The organism is Myxococcus sp. CA056 (genome assembly GCF_013336715.1).
GTDB classification, from domain to species: domain Bacteria; phylum Myxococcota; class Myxococcia; order Myxococcales; family Myxococcaceae; genus Myxococcus; species Myxococcus llanfairpwllgwyngyllgogerychwyrndrobwllllantysiliogogogochensis.
In genome coordinates this window covers 253,546-271,269 of sequence record NZ_JABUMT010000007.1, presented here as the reverse complement: position 1 = coordinate 271,269, position 17,724 = coordinate 253,546, and the positions used below count along the sequence as shown (strand labels likewise).

Sequence of the window (17,724 nt, the reverse complement as noted above, 5' to 3'; positions counted from 1 at the left end):
AGTTGCTGGCGATGCGCCCCGGCTCCTCCGCGTTCAGCAGTTCCTTCTTGCCGCCCCAGGACGCGGGAGAACAGTACGTGCAGCGGAAGCTGCGGCGGTCCGTGATGCTCAGCCGCAGGTACGTCATGCGGCGCCCCAGCGCATCCAGCAGGGGCGGGGCGAGCGGATCCGTCTGGAATGCGCACAGTGGGCGTGGCGGGCGGGAGCAGAGCGGGAGGTGAGGGACGCTGACGCGGATCCCGACGGTGCGCGGGCAACGTCGAGCGTGGTTTGGACACCATGCCTGGCGGCCTCGAAGAGCGGACTGCGGGGCCGCTTCCGCCGGACGGCAGAAAGCGCGTGGCATGAGGGCCCGCCAGGCGATAGGGTTTCTCGGATGTACTTTGCTCGCGCTCTTGTCCGACTGTGCTCGGTGGTCTTGCTCTCAAGTCTCGTCATCGTGGGGGGCGCGAGTTGCGGGGATTCAGAGACGGCGTTGCCGTCGGCCGTTCTCGACGTCACTCCATCCGCCCTCTCTCTCGTCGCAGGCACGTCCGCGACCGTGAAGGCAACGTTCACGGCCGATGGCGCGGCGACCCAAGACGTGACGGAGTCAGCGACGTGGGCGAGCAGCGCTCCCGGCGTCGCCACCGTCGCGGCCGGCAAGGTGAACGCGGTCGCGGCCGGCGCCGCGACGATCAGCGTGACCTCGGAAGGACAGACGAAGACCGTCGCCGTAACGGTGACGGCCGACAACAATCCCCTCGTCTCGCTGAGCGTTACGCCGGCGGCGCCAACGCTTCCGCCCGGCGCGAAGAAGCAACTCGTGGCGACCGGCACCTACGCCGATAGCAGCACAAAAGACATCTCGAGCGCAGTCGTTTGGAACTCGGCGACGTCCACCGTGGCGACCGTCGACCCGACCGGGCTGCTCACGTCGCTCGCCGCCGGAACCTCGAAGATCACGGCGACGCTCGGCACCGTCACTGGGAGCACCGAGGTCACGGTCATCGAAGTAGAGGTCGTCTCAATCGCTGTCACGCCGGGAAGCCCGAGCATTGGCGCTGGCGCCACGCAAGCGTTCACCGCCACCGCGACGATGACCGACAACACGACCAAGGACCTGACGACGCTCGCAACATGGACGTCGGGCACGCCGACCTCCGCTTCCATCGCGAACACGGGCATCGCCAAGGGACTCGCGGTAGGAACGTCGACGATCACCGCGACGTTCAACGGCATCAATGGGTCGACGCTTCTCACGGTCACGGAGGCAACCCTCGTGTCGATCTCCCTGCTGCCGGCGAACGCAACGATCCCGGTGGGCATGAAGCAGAATTACTTCGCCACGGGCACGTTCAGCGACGGGTCGACGGAGGACCTCACGGAGACGGTTGCGTGGAGTTCGGGCGATCCGACCCACGCAACGATCAGCGATGCCGCCGACTCCACCAAAGGAGAGGCAACGGCGATCGCTCAGGGCTCAGCGGTGATCACCGCGACGTACGGCGCGATCATGGGCAGCACCACGCTCACCGTATCGCCGGCAGAGGTCATGTTGATCCGCGTCACGCCGATCGCCTCATCGGCTGTGGTGGGAGCCACTCGTCAATACACCGCCACGGGCGAGTTCACTGACGGGACGTTCCACGATCTCACGAGCGTGGTGGCGTGGGCGTCGAACAATGCCACCGTCGCGCCCATCAGCACCTCAGGGAGCACACCCGGCGTCGCCCTGGCCGTCAGCCCGGGCAGGGCCACGATCAGCGCAAAGTCGGGCGGGGCCATGGGCTCCGCGGTCCTCACCGTCACACCCTAGCGTTACTGCCGCGAGTGCGCCTGGTACGCCCGCGGCGCGTCCTCAGGCCCTTGCGCGGGCAGGGCGCCTCTTTTCTCCAGCAGGCGCGGCGCGCCACGAAGCGGGCACGGTCTCCGGCGATTCACGCTGGAGGCCGGCCCGCTCCGTGACAGGTTCAATCGCTCCGGGGTCTCGCGCTAGCGAGGCGTGATCGCGAACCCGGTGCAGTCCCCGCTCTCCATCGTCCAGAGCGAGGTGGCGGGACCTTCCTTCACGTAGAGCTCGCCGTTGCTCGCGAGCACCGCGATGCCCGTGCCCGAGAGCTGGAAGGCCGTCACGGACGAGCTGACCCATTCCCAGGGACCGTCCCACGCCCCTTCCTTCACGAACACGTGGCTGTCCGTCTTCAGGACGCCGATGCGGTTGCCCGAGAGGGAGATGGCCTGGACGTCACCCGTCACCATGTTCCACAGCTCGGTGAGCGCGCCTTCCTTCAGGAAGAACTGGCCATTGTTCTTCAGCATGCCCACGCGGTCGCCCTCGAGCGCGAGGGCCGTGACGTCTCCACTCATCAGGACCCAGGCCGCGTTCCATGCGCCTTCCTTCACAAAGGCCTCGCCGTTCGTCTTGATGATGCCGATGCGGTCGCCCGACAGCGAGATGGAGGCCACATCCCCGGTCACCAGATTCCACAACCCGGTGAGCGCGCCTTCCTTCAGGAAGAACTGGCCATTCTGCTTCAGCACGCCAATGCGGTTGCCCGCGAGGGCAATGGCCTTGATGTCGCTGCTCTGGACGACCCAGGCCGCGTCCCAGGTGCCTTCCTTCACGTAGGCCTCGCCGTTCGTCTTGACGATGCCAATGCGGTTGCCCGCCAGCGCGACGGAGGCCACGTCCCCGGTCACCGTATTCCACAGCTCGGTGAGGGGGCCCTCCTTCAGGTAGAGCTGGCCCCCCTGCTTCAACATCGCGATGCGGGCGCCGTCCGTGGGACAGTAGTCGCCCGCCTCCAGACACTGCCCCCGGCAGGCCTGGGCCGTGGGGCAGACCTGATTGCCCTCCAGGCACGTCTGCCCCCGGCGCATGCAATAGGTGCCACAGAGGTACGCGTTGCTGCAGATATACATGCCGTTCAGGCAGGTCTCGAGGGTGGGGCGATAGCAGGCCCCACCACACTCCTCGGAGCCCAGGCCGCAGACGGTGCCATTGCTGCAATTGGAGCTGCCTGGGAAGTAACAGGCGCCGCCCAGCGGAAAACCACAGGTCGACCAACCCGTGGGGCATTGCGCGAGGGCCTCGGTCGAGACCAACGCGACGAAGAGCGACAGGAAGATGGAGAGAAGGGGCCCGTTGGAGGGCCTGAAGCGTTTCGGTGTCATGTGTCCGTTCATGGGGGTATTCGAGCTACGGCGTGGCCAGGACGAGCTGCGTGGTGGCCGTGGTCTCCCAGGTCCAGAGCCCGGTCCACGCCCCTTCCTTCACGTACCCATTGCCATCCGTCTTGACGATGCCGATGCGCCTGCCCGCGAGGGAGATGGACTGGACGTCACCCGTCACCAGGTTCCAGGCCGCGGTGAGGGCTCCGTCCCTGAGGAAGAACTCACCGTTGAGCCGCAGCACGCCCACGCGGTTCTCGGTCAGCGCGATGGCCTTGCTGTTGGAGCCCAGCGCGACCCAGGTGGCGTTCCAGGCGCCTTCCTTCACATAGGACTCGGTGTTCGTCTTGACGACGCCGATGCGCTTGCCCGACAAAGCGATGGCGGCCACGTCTCCCGTCACCAGGTCCCACTGCTCGGTGAGGGCGCCGTCCTTCAGGTAGAAATCGCCGTTCAGCTTCAGCATGCCGATGCGCTTGCCGGAGAGGCTGAGGGCCTTGACGTCGCCGCTCATCAGGACCCAGGAGGCGTTCCAGGCGCCTTCCTTCACGTAGGCCTCGCCGTTTGTCTTGATGATGCCGATGCGGTCGCCCGACAAAGCGATGGCGGCCACGTCTCCCGTCACCAGGTTCCACATCGCGGTGAGGGCGCCATCCTTCAGGTAGAAGTCGCCATTGAGCTTCAGCACGCCGATGCGGCTGCCAGACAAGGCCACCGCCTGGATGTCACTGGACTGAGGGACCCAACCGGAGGCGGCGCCACCCTCTTGTACGTGCGCTTCGCCTTGGGTCTTCAGGATGCCCACGCGGGGAAGGGGAGGGAGGGTGTCGTCCATCTTCTCCTGAAGGAAGACCGTCATGACGGCGTAGCCCGTCTCGTTGGGGTGCGCGGTGCCCGTGGTCTCGGCCTCGCTGTCCTCCGGCCCCTGCGTCGAGGACGCGTCGTAGCCGTTGTTCACCCAGCGGTTGCTGGGAGAGGCGCACAGCCCGTGGCCCACGCCACTGCCGACACCCGCGAATGCATCGGAGATGCCCGACACATAGTTCCAGCCATGGCGCTCGGCGGCGTCCTGCATCATGTTCATCAGGGGCAGCCGGACATAGCCATCCAGGTACGCCAGCTCCCCGTAGGACACGTCCGCTCCGACACCGGCGTAGAGGTTCGTCTCCTCCAGGATGGAGGAGCAGATCTGCCCGGAGTTGCCACGGGCGAAGTCCGGATACTCCATGAGGTACGTGCTCCGCACGTCGAGGCCCACCTGCTTGAGTTGCGTCTGGAGCAGGTCGTAGCTCGTGGGCAGGGCGGCCTTGAGCACGTCGACCTTGGAGCGCAGCTCCTGCCCGTCGTTGCCCTGGTGGCAATCCGTGTGCACGACACAGAACCGGAGGATGTCACCGAAACCCACGTCATTGCCGCCGGCGCTGAGGACGAGCGCGTCGATGGGGCGGTTGCCCACCAGCGTCACGAGCCGGTTGAGCTGCGAGGGCATGTAGTGCTCGGGATTCCAGGCGCCGTGCTGGTAGGCCGGGGCCTCGATGCCCACGTAGGGGCCGAGGATTCCCGAACCGCGGGGCGGCCCGTCGCTGGCGGTGGCGAAGCCGTCGAAGATTCCCAGGGGGAAATTACCGCCCCAGTTCTCATATTCGTAGGTCGTTCGCTGGATGGTCGCACCGGAGCACGCCAGCGACAGGAAGGTCACGGACGAGTGAGGGTCGCTCAACTCCAGGGCCAGCGCGGCCCGCGCCGCCGGAGACTTGAAGGAGCGATGGCATCGCGCATTCTGCCAGACCGGATGTGTGTCGTTGTCCCAGTTCGCCGCGGCGTCCGGAGCCCCTTCTCCCGAGCCATAGGAGTCACCCAGGCTGACGACGAGGTAGTCACGGATCGTCACGAACCGCTGGTACTGCGCGGTTTGAATCGGCCCGCCCCCCAGGAGCTCCGAGTGGGTGATCGTCAGGCGGACGTCGTAGGCGCCTTGCGTGGGAAAGGAATGGTTGATCTTGCAGACGCCGCCCATGTCGACGGTCGTGCCGGCAATGGTCCAGGTGAAATTGTAGCCAAAGAGGGAGTAGCCGATGTCGTCGAATTCCGGGGGACAGCCATTCAACGTGCTGGTGTAGCCGCTGTGGGCCTCTGGCTGGAGGTAGCTCGCGGTCTCGTTTTCTCCGCTGGCGAAGCGGGCCCCTTGAAACCAGCGAATGCCCTCGGGCAATGGATTGTACGGATCGGTGAGAGCCTTTTCCTCCGACCCCGTCTGTTGCGGCGCATCCTGGTGGTTGGCTTCAGGGGAACCACACGCCAGGGTGATACACAGGACCGTGGCGAACACGGCTTGCACACAACGATACATGAAGGATTTCCTTTGCGCGCGACAGGGAGGGCCGCGAGGAGACGGGTCGCTGATTTCACCCTGACGCGCGCTCGAACCAGTTCCCCCAACAGGGCCCTCGGCCCTCTTAGTCGTAAGTCCGATTTCGGACAAGTGTGGTTTGACGCGATGGAAAGACTGAGGGTGGCTCAACTCATTTGAACGGGCTCCCTGGCATCCAGGCCATCGTGGCGAGCGCAAACCCTTGCTCACGCTCGAGGTATGGGGGCGCGTGGTGGAATGGCTTGGACTGGCCCGTGTCAGGCCACCCGATGAGCGTGTCGGGCCTCACCTGGCGGAGGCTGCGGAAACCGAACCCATCGAGTCCCTCACACGTTGGACGACGATCCGACCTGGCGCCTGAACGGCTGCCCAGTGTCTTGAACGGGTGTGGACTGTGTCGTTCCCGGAGCGCTTCCACGGCGGGGTGTGCCTGACGCTGTCGGCGAGGGACTCGGCGCGCGAGGCGAAGGCGGGCGCCGGACTCGACAATCCCAGGCGCGCCGGACCAGCACGCCGCCGTCCTGATAGGTGCCGTGGGCGTGGCGGCCCTGTCGCGTGGCTGCACCAGGCTGAAAGCTCCGCACGCAGTTCGTGCCACACCTGTTACGCGGTTGTCCCTGGGGACCTGCTTGCACTGGCATTGACGGGGGACGGGGGGCTCATTTCAAGAGTCGAGGCCATCGCGCCTGGGGCACGCTTCCCTGGCGCTGTGGCTCACGGCATGACCGCCGCCAGTGCCAGATGAACTGTCCACCGCCGTCCCTATCGATGTCGCGCTTGGGGGGAGCTGCCCCACGGGTCCACGCTGCCAGACGAGTCCAGCGACACCTTCACGATGCCTCCCGCCACGAAGGCCGTCACATGGCCCGAGCCCTCGGACACGAGGTCCAGGTCCACGGCCCGGAGCGAGCGCGCCTCCAGCCCACCGCTGCCATATGGTCGCGCATCCAGGTGACGACGAGGTGCACTTCGTCCCGTTGCCGCCGCTCACGCGAGGAAGTGGAGCGGCTGGTGGCGGTGGCGCGCAGGTGGGCGCTGACGGCGAGAGCTACGGCTTCGCGGCAGGTGATGGTGCTGGCTGGTAGTCGCGGACGAACTCCATCGCGGCGACCGTCCGCGACGCGCCCCCAGGGCCCACCAGGTAGAAGAACGGAACGTCGCTGCTGGCGTACCTCTCGCCGGCATCCCTGGCGAAGTCGACCACCCTCCAGACGGGGAGCGGAGCGTCTCCTCCATCTTTCACTCCGGCCTCGACCCATTCGGACCCGATGGAAACGGACGTGACGCTGAATGGGCTCATCCCGTGGACTCTACCCTGGCCGAGACGTCCATGCTGCACAATCCGCGGAAGCCGTTGACCCAGTCGATAATCTCAACAGAATGACAAGAGTTATTCAGTGGAGGAAGTCATGCGCCGTCTCTTTCGGAGTCTCGCGGTCTGGTCCTTGTGCACCTTGCAATGGGGTTGTGGGCAGACAGACATTTCCACGCCGGAGGAGCCACTGTCCTCCAAGGTCGAGCCCGTCGTCGCCACGCTGTTCAATCAAGATGTGGGGGTCATCGCGGGCTCCGCCGGTTGTCCCAGCTCCGCGCCCGCCCTCTGGATGCACATGGACAACGAAGACAGCCGCGCGGCCAGCTATCTGAGGGATTGGGTGGGGAGCACCCAGTTGGATGAAGCGCGCAACACCACCTTCCGGTTCTGCCGCGTCGATGGGGCGAAGTTCAAGCCACTCGAGACTCACCCCACCACGCGCAGCGCCTATGCCGTGCTGATGCTGGGGGAGATCTGCCCCCCGGGTTCCTGGTACTTCTCTCGATTCTTCGACAACGAAGACCGAGACAACAGGAACGCGAACTCAGGCCGCATCCAGCCCAACGGCAATGCGGCCGGGGATACGATCATGTTCTTCTGTTTGTTCCATGGGGGCGGCAACGCCAGCACGCCCGCACCGAGCCTTCCGGACCTGGGGTTCGAGTATGGCGTCTTCGCGGCGCAGAGCTTCACCTTCGGCACGGCGAAGGGACAGATCTTCACCGACGACGAGGACACCCGGAACACGAACAGCTACAGCGTGTGGTCTGAGTATCGACACCTGGCCCTGGCCATGGTCTCGGAGGGAGAGAACACGTACATGCACGTGGCCCGTGCCGGCGCCATCTCCTGCGGCGACAACGTCTGCAACGGATTCGAGAGCGAGCTGACGTGCCCCGCGGACTGCACCCGGTGCGGAGATGCCTCCTGCGGCCCTCTCGAGAACCCGACCTCGTGCCCCTATGACTGCGGTTCGTGTGGCGACGGAGTCTGCGGCTACAACGAGGAGATTTTCTCCTGCCCGGCGGACTGCGACATCTGCGGCAATGGGATTTGTGGTCCCACCGAGACCCCCTCCGACTGCAGCGCGGACTGCGGATAGCTCCCGCCGGGTACGAACGCGCATCAGAGGGAAGGGGGCGCAGTTGAGGTGGAGGGAGGGAGCAGAGGGGCGGAGGAGGGCCGTAGACGGGGCCGCCCGAAAGAAGCTCCCTGCCGGAGGACAGGCCGCGTGAGCCTCCTTGGGGCACCCGCCTGCCCGAGGGGCCCCCTTCACGTACGCCAAGACCCTTGAGCCTGCCTCCACACCTCACGCAGGCGAACACGTCGAAGTCGAACGTCCTGCTGCGCACGGCGCTCGCTTCTGGTCAGGCCCGAATCTCGCCAGACGCATCATGGCGCCGCGCCTAGCGTCGCGAGCATGACCTCAGCGAACCCTTATGGCGACTCGCGCTTCGAATGCCTCGGTGGAAGAGGCGTCCTGTTCCTCGCGGCAGCGGCCGGCGTGGCCACGTCGACGAGCTACGTCGTCCAGCCGGAGCTAACCCGCATAGCCGCCGATCTCGGCGCGTCGCTCGCGACGACGAGCACGGCGGCGGGCCTGCCCATCCTGGGGTACATGTTCGGCTTGGCGCTTCTGGTGCCCCTGGTGGATCGCCATCCCGCCCGACAGCTGGTGTCCGTCCAACTCGCTGTCCTGAGCCTGTCCCTCGCGCTCGCCGCCATCGCCACGAACGTCTACGCCTTTGGCACAGCTCTCCTGATCTCGGGGATCTGCGCGAGCACCGGCGCTCAGATGAGCACCCTGGCCGGCAAGCACTCGCCAACCGAAACGCGGGGACGTGCGCTGGGAGGCGTCACGGCCGGGATATCGGCAGGCGTGCTTCTCGGCCGGGCGGTCGGGGGCGGTTTAGCCGATGGAATCGGCTGGCGCGCCATGCTGGTGATCGTGGCCGGCGCCTGCCTGGTTTGCGCGGCGGGGAGCAGGGTCATTCTTCCGGGCGCGACTCAACACCGAGATCAACCCTACCTCGCCACGTTGGTCGCCATGCCGCGATTGCTGTGTACTTCCCCTGAACTGAGCGCGGCGGCCGTGTCCGGGGCTTTATGGTTTTTTGCCTTCAGCCTGATCTGGATGGGTCTGTCTCTGGCGCTCGCCTTGCCGCCGCTCAACCTGTCGCCGACCGTCATCGGCCTCTACTCGCTCGCAGGCGTGGCGGGGATCGTCGCGACCCGCGCGGCGGGACAACTGGCGGACAGGTTCGGAAGCCGCCCGGTCGTGTTCGCCGGCCTGGCGCTGGCCCTCGCATGCACATTGGCGATGGCGCCCGCCTTGAGCTTCGCTCCCTTGATGCTATTGGCCTTGGCCCTGTTCGACACAGGCCTGTTTGCCGCCCAGGTCGCCAACCAGCGCCGGGTCCTGAACATCGATCCGCTGCAGCCGGCCCGATTCAACAGCGTCTACATGGTCGTCTATTTCATTGGCGGGAGTCTCGGCACGGCCATTGCCGGCCCCATCGTCTCGCTCTTCGGCTGGCCCGCCGCTGCGGCCACCGCGGCCTTTGCCCTCGCGGCCGCCGGCGCCCTCTACCGGATGCGGGAGCCCCGCAGGGCCGACTAGCGACCTCGGTGGACGGTCAGTTCTCGACAGCATACAAAAACGAGGGGCTTGAGAAGGCAACGGACGACTTGATTGATACGGCAGTGCCGGTGGGGCCGTCCTTCAAGTCAGCGCAACACTCGCGCCGCTTTCAAATCAAACCATGATTTCAGAAGAAGGCGTTGTGACGCTTCGCGCCTTCAACACTGCGTGCGGGTCATCCTAGACAGCGAAGAGCGTCTGGGCCGCGGTTGGCGTCCGGCGCCAAGTTCAGATATCCCTGATAGATGCGTTCGATTGACAGCTTTCCGCGTCTTTCTGTCTTGCTCCAGGAAAACCACACGAAGTGAAATGGACACGACGCTGTGTGGTTATTGTGTCCGTTTGTGTCCATCAGGGCTCCCCTCTGTTTCATTGGGTTTTGATACTGTATGGTGGCGGATAATTGCGCTGACCGTGGATCATACGGGGCCAAGGTCTGAGGCTGTCCGGCCCCTCCACCCTGAGTGTGATCCTTCCGGCGGCGGCACGCCACCACGGGTGCTGACGGCGGGAGTCCCCCCGAACGCTGTGTGGAGTCAACTCAATGTCCAAGCCGTGGCCCCGGTGGCCTCTGCTCCTCGCCGGTCTTTTCTCGGCGAGCTCATCCCTCGCGGCTGAGAAACTCACCCCTGTTTCACCACTCACGCTGACGCAACTCCAGGTCCGGGAACCCGCCCGTGTCGCGGAATCCCTGTCAACCCTCAAGGCGCAAAGCCTCCAACTCGGGCTCGGCTCGCGGGACGGCTTCCAACTGTCCAGCTCCAGCACGGACCGCTTTGGTCAGACGCACGCGCGCTTCGCGCAGACATACCAGGGCGTACCCGTATGGGGCGCCCTGGCCATCACCCACCAGGGACTGTCCGTGGGGGACCTCCGCATCACCAGTGAGGGTCTGCGCAAGGGCATCCGCCTGGACGTGACGCCCACGCTGGACGCGAAGTCCGCGGTGACGAAGGCCACCCAGGAACTGGCGCCCAAGGGTGAGTTCGGTGCCGCGCCGAAGAGTGAGCTCATCGTCTACCCCCAGACGCGGCTCGTGAACCGCTATCCCGGCAAGCCCGTCGCGAAGCAGAACGCGGCGGACTTCGACACGCAGGTCATGGGTTACCGGCTCGCGTACCACGTGCACACCGAGCTGGAGAACGCGAAGGACGGCGTCAAGCACACGGACTTCATCATCGACGCGCACTCGGGCGACGTGCTGAAGAAGTGGAACTCGCTCCAGACGGCCGCGGCCAAGGGCCTCGGCCGCTCGCAATACAGCGGTGACGTGCCGTTGGACGTCTTCCAGAACGCCCAGGGCCTCTTCGAGCTGCGCGACGTCACGCGCGCCGGCGGCGAGGGCATCCGGACCTATGACGTCAACCACGCCGCCGTGCAGAACGGCGTCATCCCCACGTTGACCCTCTACACGGACGCCGACAACACCTGGGGCGACGGCCAGAACTACATCGTCGGCGCCAACAACACCCTGAGCACCAACGGTCAGACCGCCGCCGTCGACGCGCACTACGGCCTGCTGACGACGTGGGACTTCTACAAGAAGATCTTCGGCCGCGACGGCGTGGACGGCTTCGGCTCGCCCACCTACAACCGGGTGCATGCCAGCAACCTTTACGACAACGCCTTCTGGAGTGATGGCTGCTTCTGCATGAGCTACGGCGACGGCTCGTACCCGGCCGCCAATGGCATGCGGTCCATGGGCGTGCTCGACGTGACGGGCCACGAGATGACCCACGGCGTCACCTCGCACACGGCGGGCCTCATCTACGAAGGCGAGTCCGGCGGCCTCAACGAGGCCAACTCGGACATCTTCGGCACCCTGACGGAGTTCTGGGTGGCCAACGGCCGCGGCAGCGTCATTGGAGACACCGGCGGCAACTGGCTCATGGCCGAGCAGCTCAGCGACATCCCGCTGCGCGTCATGTTCCGCCCGTCGCTGGACGGCGCGAGCGTGGACGCCTGGTACCCCGGCCTCGGAAACATCGACGTACACTTCAGCAGCGGCCCGATGAACCGTGCCTTCTACTTCCTGTCCCAGGGCGCGCAGCCGCTGTCCGTCGGCACCGACTACTCCAGCACCTACCTGGCCTCGGGCATGAGGGGCATCGGCAATGACAAGGCGGCGGCCATCTGGTACCGCGCGCTCACCGTCTACCTGTTCCCGTCGTCCAACTACATGTCGGCCCGCACCAGCAGCCTCCAGGCCGCGGCGGACCTCTTCGGCTCCCAGTCCAACGAGTACCGCGCGGTGCAGAACGCCTTCGCGGCCATCAACGTGGGCTACACCGCCGGAACGTACGACGACCGCACGTCCCCCACCGTCTCCGCGAGCGTCTCTGGCAGCGCGCCTGATCTCCAACTGCACGCGCAGGCCGACGACAACGTCGGCGTGGCCCGCGTGGAGTTCTTCGTCGACGGCGCCCTGACGGGGAACGTCTCCGCCCAGCCGTACCAACTGCCGCTGGACGCCACCTCGCTGTCCAACGGCTCGCACCAATTGGTGGCTGTGGCGTACGACGCGGCCGGAAACTCCACCGCGTCCGCTCCGGCGAGCTTCACCGTCTCCAGCAGCTTCGAGCAGCTCCTGACCGACCCGGGCTTCGAGCTGGCCGGCCAGGGATGGGTGGCGGACCCGCCGGAGAACATCAACTTCCCGGTCTCCTCCGGCACGCACTCGGGCCAGGGCTACGTGTGGCTCAACGGCTGGGGCACGACGCACGTCGACCGGCTGTGGCAGGACGTCGCGATTCCCTCTGGCGTCACCCAGGCCTCGCTGACGTTCTTCCTCAACCTCACCACCGCCGAGACGACAACCACCGCCGTCCGCGACACGCTGACGCTGCAGGTGCGCGACACCTCCGGCACGGTGCTGGGGACGGTGGCGACGTGGTCCAACCTGGACGCGACGCTGGGCTGGGTGCAGCAGAGCGTGGACCTGACGGCCTTCGCGGGCCAGACGGTGCGCATCTTCGTGGAGGGCAGCGAGAACGCATCGCTCGCCAGCAGCTTCCAGTTGGATGACTTCTCGCTGCGCGTCATCCGCGCGGCGGATGCCGAGGCGCCCCGGGTGAGGGCCAACGTGGTCTTCTCCGGCACGCGCGTGGGCTATTTCGCGGACGTGTCCGACAACGGCTTCGTCAACGCGGTGGAGTTCCTCGTCGACGGCGTGTCCCTGGGCAACTCGGTCAAGTCGTTCACCCGGGTCGTCAATCTCTCCACGTTGACGGCCGGCGAGCACACGCTCGTCGCCCGGGCCACGGACGCGGGCGCCAACGCGGGGGACTCTCCCGTGGTGACGTTCTACGTGGACACCACCGCCACCCAGCGCGTGCTCAATCCCAGCTTCGAGACCTCCACGAGCTGGACAGGGGCGACGACCTTGTCGGGCTCGGCGGGCATCTTCAGCAACGCGTCCTTCGCGCACACGGGCAGCCGCATGTACGTCTTCTGGACCAACGCGGGTCCGGCGCGGCACTCCGTCCGTCAGTCCGTGGCCATTCCGGCGACCGCGACCTCGGCCATCTTCAGCTTCTGGCTGCGCATCTACAACGGTGCGTTCACCGACGCCGTGGCCCACCACACCTTCAGCGCGAAGGTGCGGGATTCCGCCGGCACCGAGTTGGCGACGCTGAGGGCGCTCTCCAACGTGGATGACACCAACGCGGAGTACCTCCAGCACCGCTTCGACCTGACCGCGTACCGGGGCCAGACGGTGCAGTTGTTCTTCGACGTGGACCAGACGGCGGCCCCGCAGATCGCGGACGAAGTCACCCAGTTCTTCCTGGATGACATCAACCTGATCACCTCGACCCAGGCGGACATCCAGCGCCCCACCCTCTCCGCGGCGGTCGAGGGCAGCTACGGGACGGTGCAGCTCCGGGCCTCCGTGCGCGACAACGTTTGGACGTCCACCCTCGCGTTCCTGGTGGACGGCGCTCCGGTGAGCTCGTTCACGGACGTCGATGGCGTCTACGCGACGGCGTTCGACACGAGGAGCCTGTCCAATGGCCCGCATGAGTTCAAGGCGACGGCCACGGACAAGGCGGGCAACACGACGGAGCGCACGGTGAGCTTCGAGGTGCGCAACTCCACCATCCAGGACCAGGGCGCGCCGCACATCACCGCCAGCGTGGAGGGCCTGTTCGAGACCTACACGATGCGGGCCGAGGTCACCGACGACACGGGCGTGGCCTACGTGGAGTTCTACGTGGACGGCGCACTGAAGGGGAGGAGCACGTCCGAGCCGTACACGCTGCCGCTGTTCCCGATTCCGCTGGCGCCGGGGGAGCACGTCCTCGAGGCGGTGGCGTACGACGCCTACGGCAACTGGTCCAGGGCGACCACCCCCTTCACGCTGCATCCCGTCACGGTGGAGTTCGCGGTGGCACCGCACGTGGTGCCAGTGGGTGAAACGGTCGCTCTGCGGGCGAACGTGGCGAACGCGGTGAACACGGCGGTGAGCTGGTCCGTGGTGGAGGGCCGCATCTGCGGCACCATCAGCGCGGACGGCGTCTACGCCGCGCCGGGGGGCCGTGGCCTGTGCCACGTGTCCGCGGTGAGCGTCGTGGTACCGACGGCGAAGGCCGTGGCGACCTTCCGGGTCTACACGGGCGACATCAATGGCGACAACGTCGTGGACGGAGAGGACATGGGCCTGCTCGCGCAGGACTACGGCACCCAGGGCTCCGAGGAGACGAACCTCGACGGCGTCGACTCCGTGAACGACAGCGACATCACTCTCTTCGTCAGCCAGTTCGGACGGTAATCCCCAATGAAAACGTGGATGAAGCTCATTGTTCCGCTCCTGATGGGGGCGCTGGTGGCCTGCACCGACTCCGACTCGGGGCCGGTGACGGTGACTCCGAAGAACGTCACGGTGAAGGCCGGTGAGAAGGCGACCTTCAACGCCTCGGTGAAGGACGCGAAGGACCCGCGCGTCCTCTGGTCGGTGGAGGGAGGCGACTCCCACGGCACCATCAGCAGCTCGGGCGTCTACACCGCGCCGGCCGAGGCCGGCACGTACACCGTGGTGGCCACCAACGCGGTGGACACCTCGAAGAAGGACTCGGCCACCGTCAAGGTGGAGGCAGTCCAGACTCCGACGGTCATCGTGAAGGTGACGCCGGAGGTGGTGACCATTGGCCAGGGGACCGCCACGGACCTCACGGCGGAGGTCTCCGGTTCCTCCATCACCGCGGTGCAGTGGTCCGTGGAGGGTGGCGACGAGAACGGCACCGTGAGCAGCACGGGCCGGTACACGGCGCCGAACACGGCGGGCACGTACACCGTGACGGCCACCAGCGTGGCGGACCCGACGAAGAAGGGCTCCGCCTCCGTCACGGTGGAGCCTGTCGTCGTCGGGGAGGTGGCGGTGACGGTGAGCCCCTCGTCGGGCACCACCACTTGGGATGGCGTCGTCCAGCTCACGGCCGAGGTCACCGGCACCAACAACCTCGCGGTGCAGTGGTCCGTGGAGGGTGGCGACGCGAACGGCTTCGTCAGCAGTACGGGCGTGTACCGCGCGCCGAACAAGACGGGCACGTTCACCGTGACGGCCACCAGCGTGGCGGACCCGACGAAGAAGGGCTCCGCCTCCATCACGGTGGAGCCTGTCGTCGTCGAGGCGGTCGCGGTGGCTGTCTCTCCGAAGACGGGCACGGTGGAGCAGGATGGCTCCTTCTCCCTGTCCGCGCAGGTCACTGGGACGAACAACGTCGCGGTGCAGTGGTCCGTGGCGGGTGGAGACGACAACGGCACCGTGAGCAGCACGGGCGTGTACCGGGCGCCGCGCCGCGCGGGCACGTTCGTCGTGAGGGCCACCAGCGTGGCGGACCCGACGAAGTCCGACTCGGCCAGCCTCTCCGTGGAAGCCATCGTCGTTCCGACGGTGGAGGTGAGTGTCACTCCGAAGACGGCGACGGTGGGGCAGGCGACTGTCGTCAACCTCACGGCTGAAGTGACGGGCACCTCCGTCGTCGCGGTGACCTGGGCCGTCGAGGGCGGTTCGGCCAACGGCACCGTGAGCAGCACGGGTGTGTACACCGCGCCGAACAGGCCGGGGACGTACACCGTGACGGCCACCAGCGTGGCGGATGCGTCGAAGAAGGACTCCTCCGTCATCACCGTGCCTGTTGCTGGCACGGTGAACTACGTGGACCCCACGGGGGCGGGCTGGCGCCTGGTTCGCAACGCCAGTCTGTCTTCGGGCAACACGCTGGTGCTGGACCTGGTGGGCCCCACGGGCCAGTCCGGCCGCGGCGCGGACCTGACGCTGGGGCTGGATGCGGCCACGGCGTCGTGGTCCACCGTGGACGGCTCCGAGTACGTGGCCAACCGTGGCTATGAGCTCGGCGCCGCGCCCCAACTGCTCAAGTCGGGCGTGAAGGGCAGCACGCTGCGCGTGGGCGTGTACCAGAAGGGCGCTCCGGCGCACGCGTACGACGGCGCGCTGCTGTCCGTGGCGCTGACCGTGGAGGTCATCGCCGAGACGCCGGCCGGTATCGTGGTGCCGCTGAACGTCCTCAAGGCACACGCGCTGCCAGCCTCCGGCTCGCTGCAGGCAATCAACGTGGAGGTGGGCACCATCACCACCGCTCAGTAGTCCGGAGCCCGAAGCAGTGAGAGCGGTGGCCTCCCCAAGGGGAGGCCGCCGTTTTCATTACGAGGCCGCCGACCGTCAGCAGGGACGCGGCGACGTACCACGTGTGTCTCCACTCCCAGTGGTTCGCCACGAACAGCCACGCATAGAAGACGGCGACGTGGACCCCGTTCCACGCCACGAGCAACCCCAATTGTGTCGAATACCGCGCACCGCGGAAGCGCCACGCGAGCGCCATGCCGAGAAGAGCGAAGGCGATGGCCTCCGTGGCCATCTGCCCAAGGCTGCCGTTCGGGTGGTCGTAGTAGGTGTCGCAGTTCGGGTCGCTTTGCATGCCGACGCCGACCGCCACGAGGACCGCGAGGTGGGGCAGGAACTGCCATGTGGGGACCGCGCGCCACCGGAAGCTCAGTGCGAGGACCACGTTCATCCACAGCAGCAGGTTCGCCTTCGTGTAGAAGAAGAAGTTGCTCTCCCCCCAGTCGCAGCCGCCCTCCATGAAGAGCGCCATGCCCTCGTCACACAGCGGGCCGGGGGGCAGGGACAGGAGCAGACCCGTCGCGCACGTCGAGAGGAACATCGCCGGCACGACGAGTACGGCGAGGCGCGCGAGGCGAGCCTGCGCGGTCCGGGGCCTGGAAGGCTTGGCGTCGAGGAGCACCGCAGCACCTTATCGCGTTGCTCGCCGCCGGGGACTCAAGCCGCGGCTGGTGAATCAGAAGGACGCGGCCTTGAAGGCCCACAGGGGCGCGGCCGGGTCCCTCTTTCCAGCACCTGCTCGAGCACACCGCGGGCGGATGGGACAACAACAGCGCCGATGGCACGGGCGACCCCATGTCCAACTACGCGGGCCTGACGCACGAAGAACTCATCAACTGGGTGGTGCGGAGCGAGCCCCTCGAGTTCGCGCCTGGGACGACGTACCAATATTCGAACTTCGGCTACAGCATCCTCGGGCGCATCATCGAACGCGTCACGGGGATGACCTACGAAGCCTATATGCGTGACCAGGTGTTCACACCCAGCGGAGCCACCAGCTTCGCCGTGGGAGGCGATACGCTGAGCGAGCGTCTGCCCGACGAGGTCGTCTACCACCAGCTCGGAAAGAGGGCCTACAATCCCTACGGCATGCAGCTGCGTCGCATGGATGCGCATGGCGGATGGGTCGTCACGCCCATCGACTTGCTGCGCGTCACCGTGAGAGCGGATGGGTTCTCCACCGTCCCGGACCTGCTGAGCACGACCTCACTCACCACGATGACCACACGCACCACGGCGCGCGACCCCTCGGGAAATCCCACCGCCTACGCCAGGGGATGGGTGGTGAGCAACGACTCCGATTGGTGGCACAACGGCTACCTCCAGGGCACCTTGGCCATGTTGGTGCGAACCGCTGACCGCCATGGGCCCAGCGGCTCCGAAGAGTTCACCTGGTCCGCCATGGCCAATTCCAACAACAGCCCCGCCTCGAACACCCCCGACATCAACCTCGACGAACTCATGTGGGATGTCGTGAACGGCGTCAGCGCATGGCCCGCGCACGACCTCTTCTGACAGCAGCCTCGACCGACCTTCCGGCGCGGAACACAGGACCGGCGGGGCTCGCAAGGGCCTCCGTCGGTCCGCGATGCCCGCCATCGTCA

Annotated in this window: 10 protein-coding genes and 1 pseudogene; 6 read left to right on the top strand and 5 right to left on the bottom strand. The window is 66.6% G+C overall.

Annotated features, from left to right (window positions below; genetic code table 11):
* Positions 1-376 precede the first annotated feature (376 nt).
* Positions 377-1,798, top strand: coding sequence for an Ig-like domain-containing protein (locus HUA76_RS27555; RefSeq protein ID WP_254614510.1), 1,422 nt, complete (start codon positions 377-379; stop codon positions 1,796-1,798).
* Positions 1,799-1,974: 176 nt separating this feature from the next.
* On the opposite strand, the gene HUA76_RS27550 is transcribed toward HUA76_RS27555, so the two are convergent.
* From HUA76_RS27550 to HUA76_RS27535, 4 genes are all read right to left on the bottom strand, one after another.
* Positions 1,975-3,156 carry a hypothetical protein gene (locus HUA76_RS27550; protein ID WP_174462512.1) on the bottom strand — a complete coding sequence of 394 codons (1,182 nt, stop codon included), beginning with the start codon at positions 3,154-3,156 and terminating at the stop codon, positions 1,975-1,977.
* A 25-nt stretch (positions 3,157-3,181) separates the two neighbouring features.
* Positions 3,182-5,365 carry a hypothetical protein gene (locus tag HUA76_RS27545; RefSeq protein WP_174462511.1) on the bottom strand — a complete coding sequence of 728 codons (2,184 nt, stop codon included), beginning with the start codon at positions 5,363-5,365 and terminating at the stop codon, positions 3,182-3,184.
* Between the two features lie 921 nt (positions 5,366-6,286).
* Positions 6,287-6,421: a hypothetical protein gene (locus HUA76_RS27540; RefSeq protein WP_371823529.1), complete on the bottom strand. Its 135-nt coding sequence runs from the start codon at positions 6,419-6,421 to the stop codon at positions 6,287-6,289.
* A gap of 151 nt (positions 6,422-6,572) precedes the next feature.
* On the bottom strand, positions 6,573-6,824 hold the full coding sequence (locus HUA76_RS27535) for a hypothetical protein (RefSeq protein WP_174462510.1): 252 nt from the start codon (positions 6,822-6,824) through the stop codon (positions 6,573-6,575).
* A gap of 109 nt (positions 6,825-6,933) precedes the next feature.
* Here HUA76_RS27535 and HUA76_RS27530 point away from each other — a divergent pair, with 109 nt between their 5' ends.
* The 4 genes from HUA76_RS27530 to HUA76_RS27515 all read left to right on the top strand — a co-directional run bounded on the left by HUA76_RS27530 (position 6,934) and on the right by HUA76_RS27515 (position 16,084).
* Positions 6,934-7,941 carry a hypothetical protein gene (locus HUA76_RS27530; RefSeq protein ID WP_174462509.1) on the top strand — a complete coding sequence of 336 codons (1,008 nt, stop codon included), beginning with the start codon at positions 6,934-6,936 and terminating at the stop codon, positions 7,939-7,941.
* Between the two features lie 318 nt (positions 7,942-8,259).
* Positions 8,260-9,459 (top strand): MFS transporter, encoded by a 1,200-nt coding sequence (locus tag HUA76_RS27525; RefSeq protein ID WP_174462508.1) that lies wholly within the window; start codon positions 8,260-8,262, stop codon positions 9,457-9,459.
* A gap of 565 nt (positions 9,460-10,024) precedes the next feature.
* Positions 10,025-14,248, top strand: coding sequence for a M4 family metallopeptidase (locus HUA76_RS27520; protein WP_174462507.1), 4,224 nt, complete (start codon positions 10,025-10,027; stop codon positions 14,246-14,248).
* Positions 14,249-14,266: 18 nt separating this feature from the next.
* Entirely contained in the window at positions 14,267-16,084 is a 1,818-nt protein-coding gene (locus tag HUA76_RS27515; protein ID WP_174462506.1) for a hypothetical protein, read from the top strand.
* Here HUA76_RS27515 and HUA76_RS27510 read toward each other — a convergent pair.
* Positions 16,068-16,742 (bottom strand): hypothetical protein, encoded by a 675-nt coding sequence (locus HUA76_RS27510; RefSeq protein WP_217440272.1) that lies wholly within the window; start codon positions 16,740-16,742, stop codon positions 16,068-16,070. The genes HUA76_RS27515 and HUA76_RS27510 overlap by 17 nt on opposite strands.
* 104 nt (positions 16,743-16,846) lie before the next feature.
* Between HUA76_RS27510 and HUA76_RS27505 the strand changes: the two are divergent.
* Positions 16,847-17,635 (top strand): annotated as a pseudogene (locus tag HUA76_RS27505) (serine hydrolase domain-containing protein); the annotation flags it as partial.
* Between the last annotated feature and the right edge of the window lie 89 nt (positions 17,636-17,724).

Bases quoted from the DNA above. Each gene is read 5' to 3' on its own strand.
- HUA76_RS27555 (WP_254614510.1), top strand. From the start codon at position 377: ATGTACTTTGCTCGCGCTCTTGTCCGACTGTGCTCGGTGGTCTTGCTC.
- HUA76_RS27550 (WP_174462512.1), bottom strand. From the start codon at position 3,156: ATGACACCGAAACGCTTCAGGCCCTCCAACGGGCCCCTTCTCTCCATC.
- HUA76_RS27535 (WP_174462510.1), bottom strand. From the start codon at position 6,824: ATGAGCCCATTCAGCGTCACGTCCGTTTCCATCGGGTCCGAATGGGTC.
- HUA76_RS27530 (WP_174462509.1), top strand. From the start codon at position 6,934: ATGCGCCGTCTCTTTCGGAGTCTCGCGGTCTGGTCCTTGTGCACCTTG.
- HUA76_RS27525 (WP_174462508.1), top strand. From the start codon at position 8,260: ATGACCTCAGCGAACCCTTATGGCGACTCGCGCTTCGAATGCCTCGGT.
- HUA76_RS27520 (WP_174462507.1), top strand. From the start codon at position 10,025: ATGTCCAAGCCGTGGCCCCGGTGGCCTCTGCTCCTCGCCGGTCTTTTC.
- HUA76_RS27515 (WP_174462506.1), top strand. From the start codon at position 14,267: ATGAAGCTCATTGTTCCGCTCCTGATGGGGGCGCTGGTGGCCTGCACC.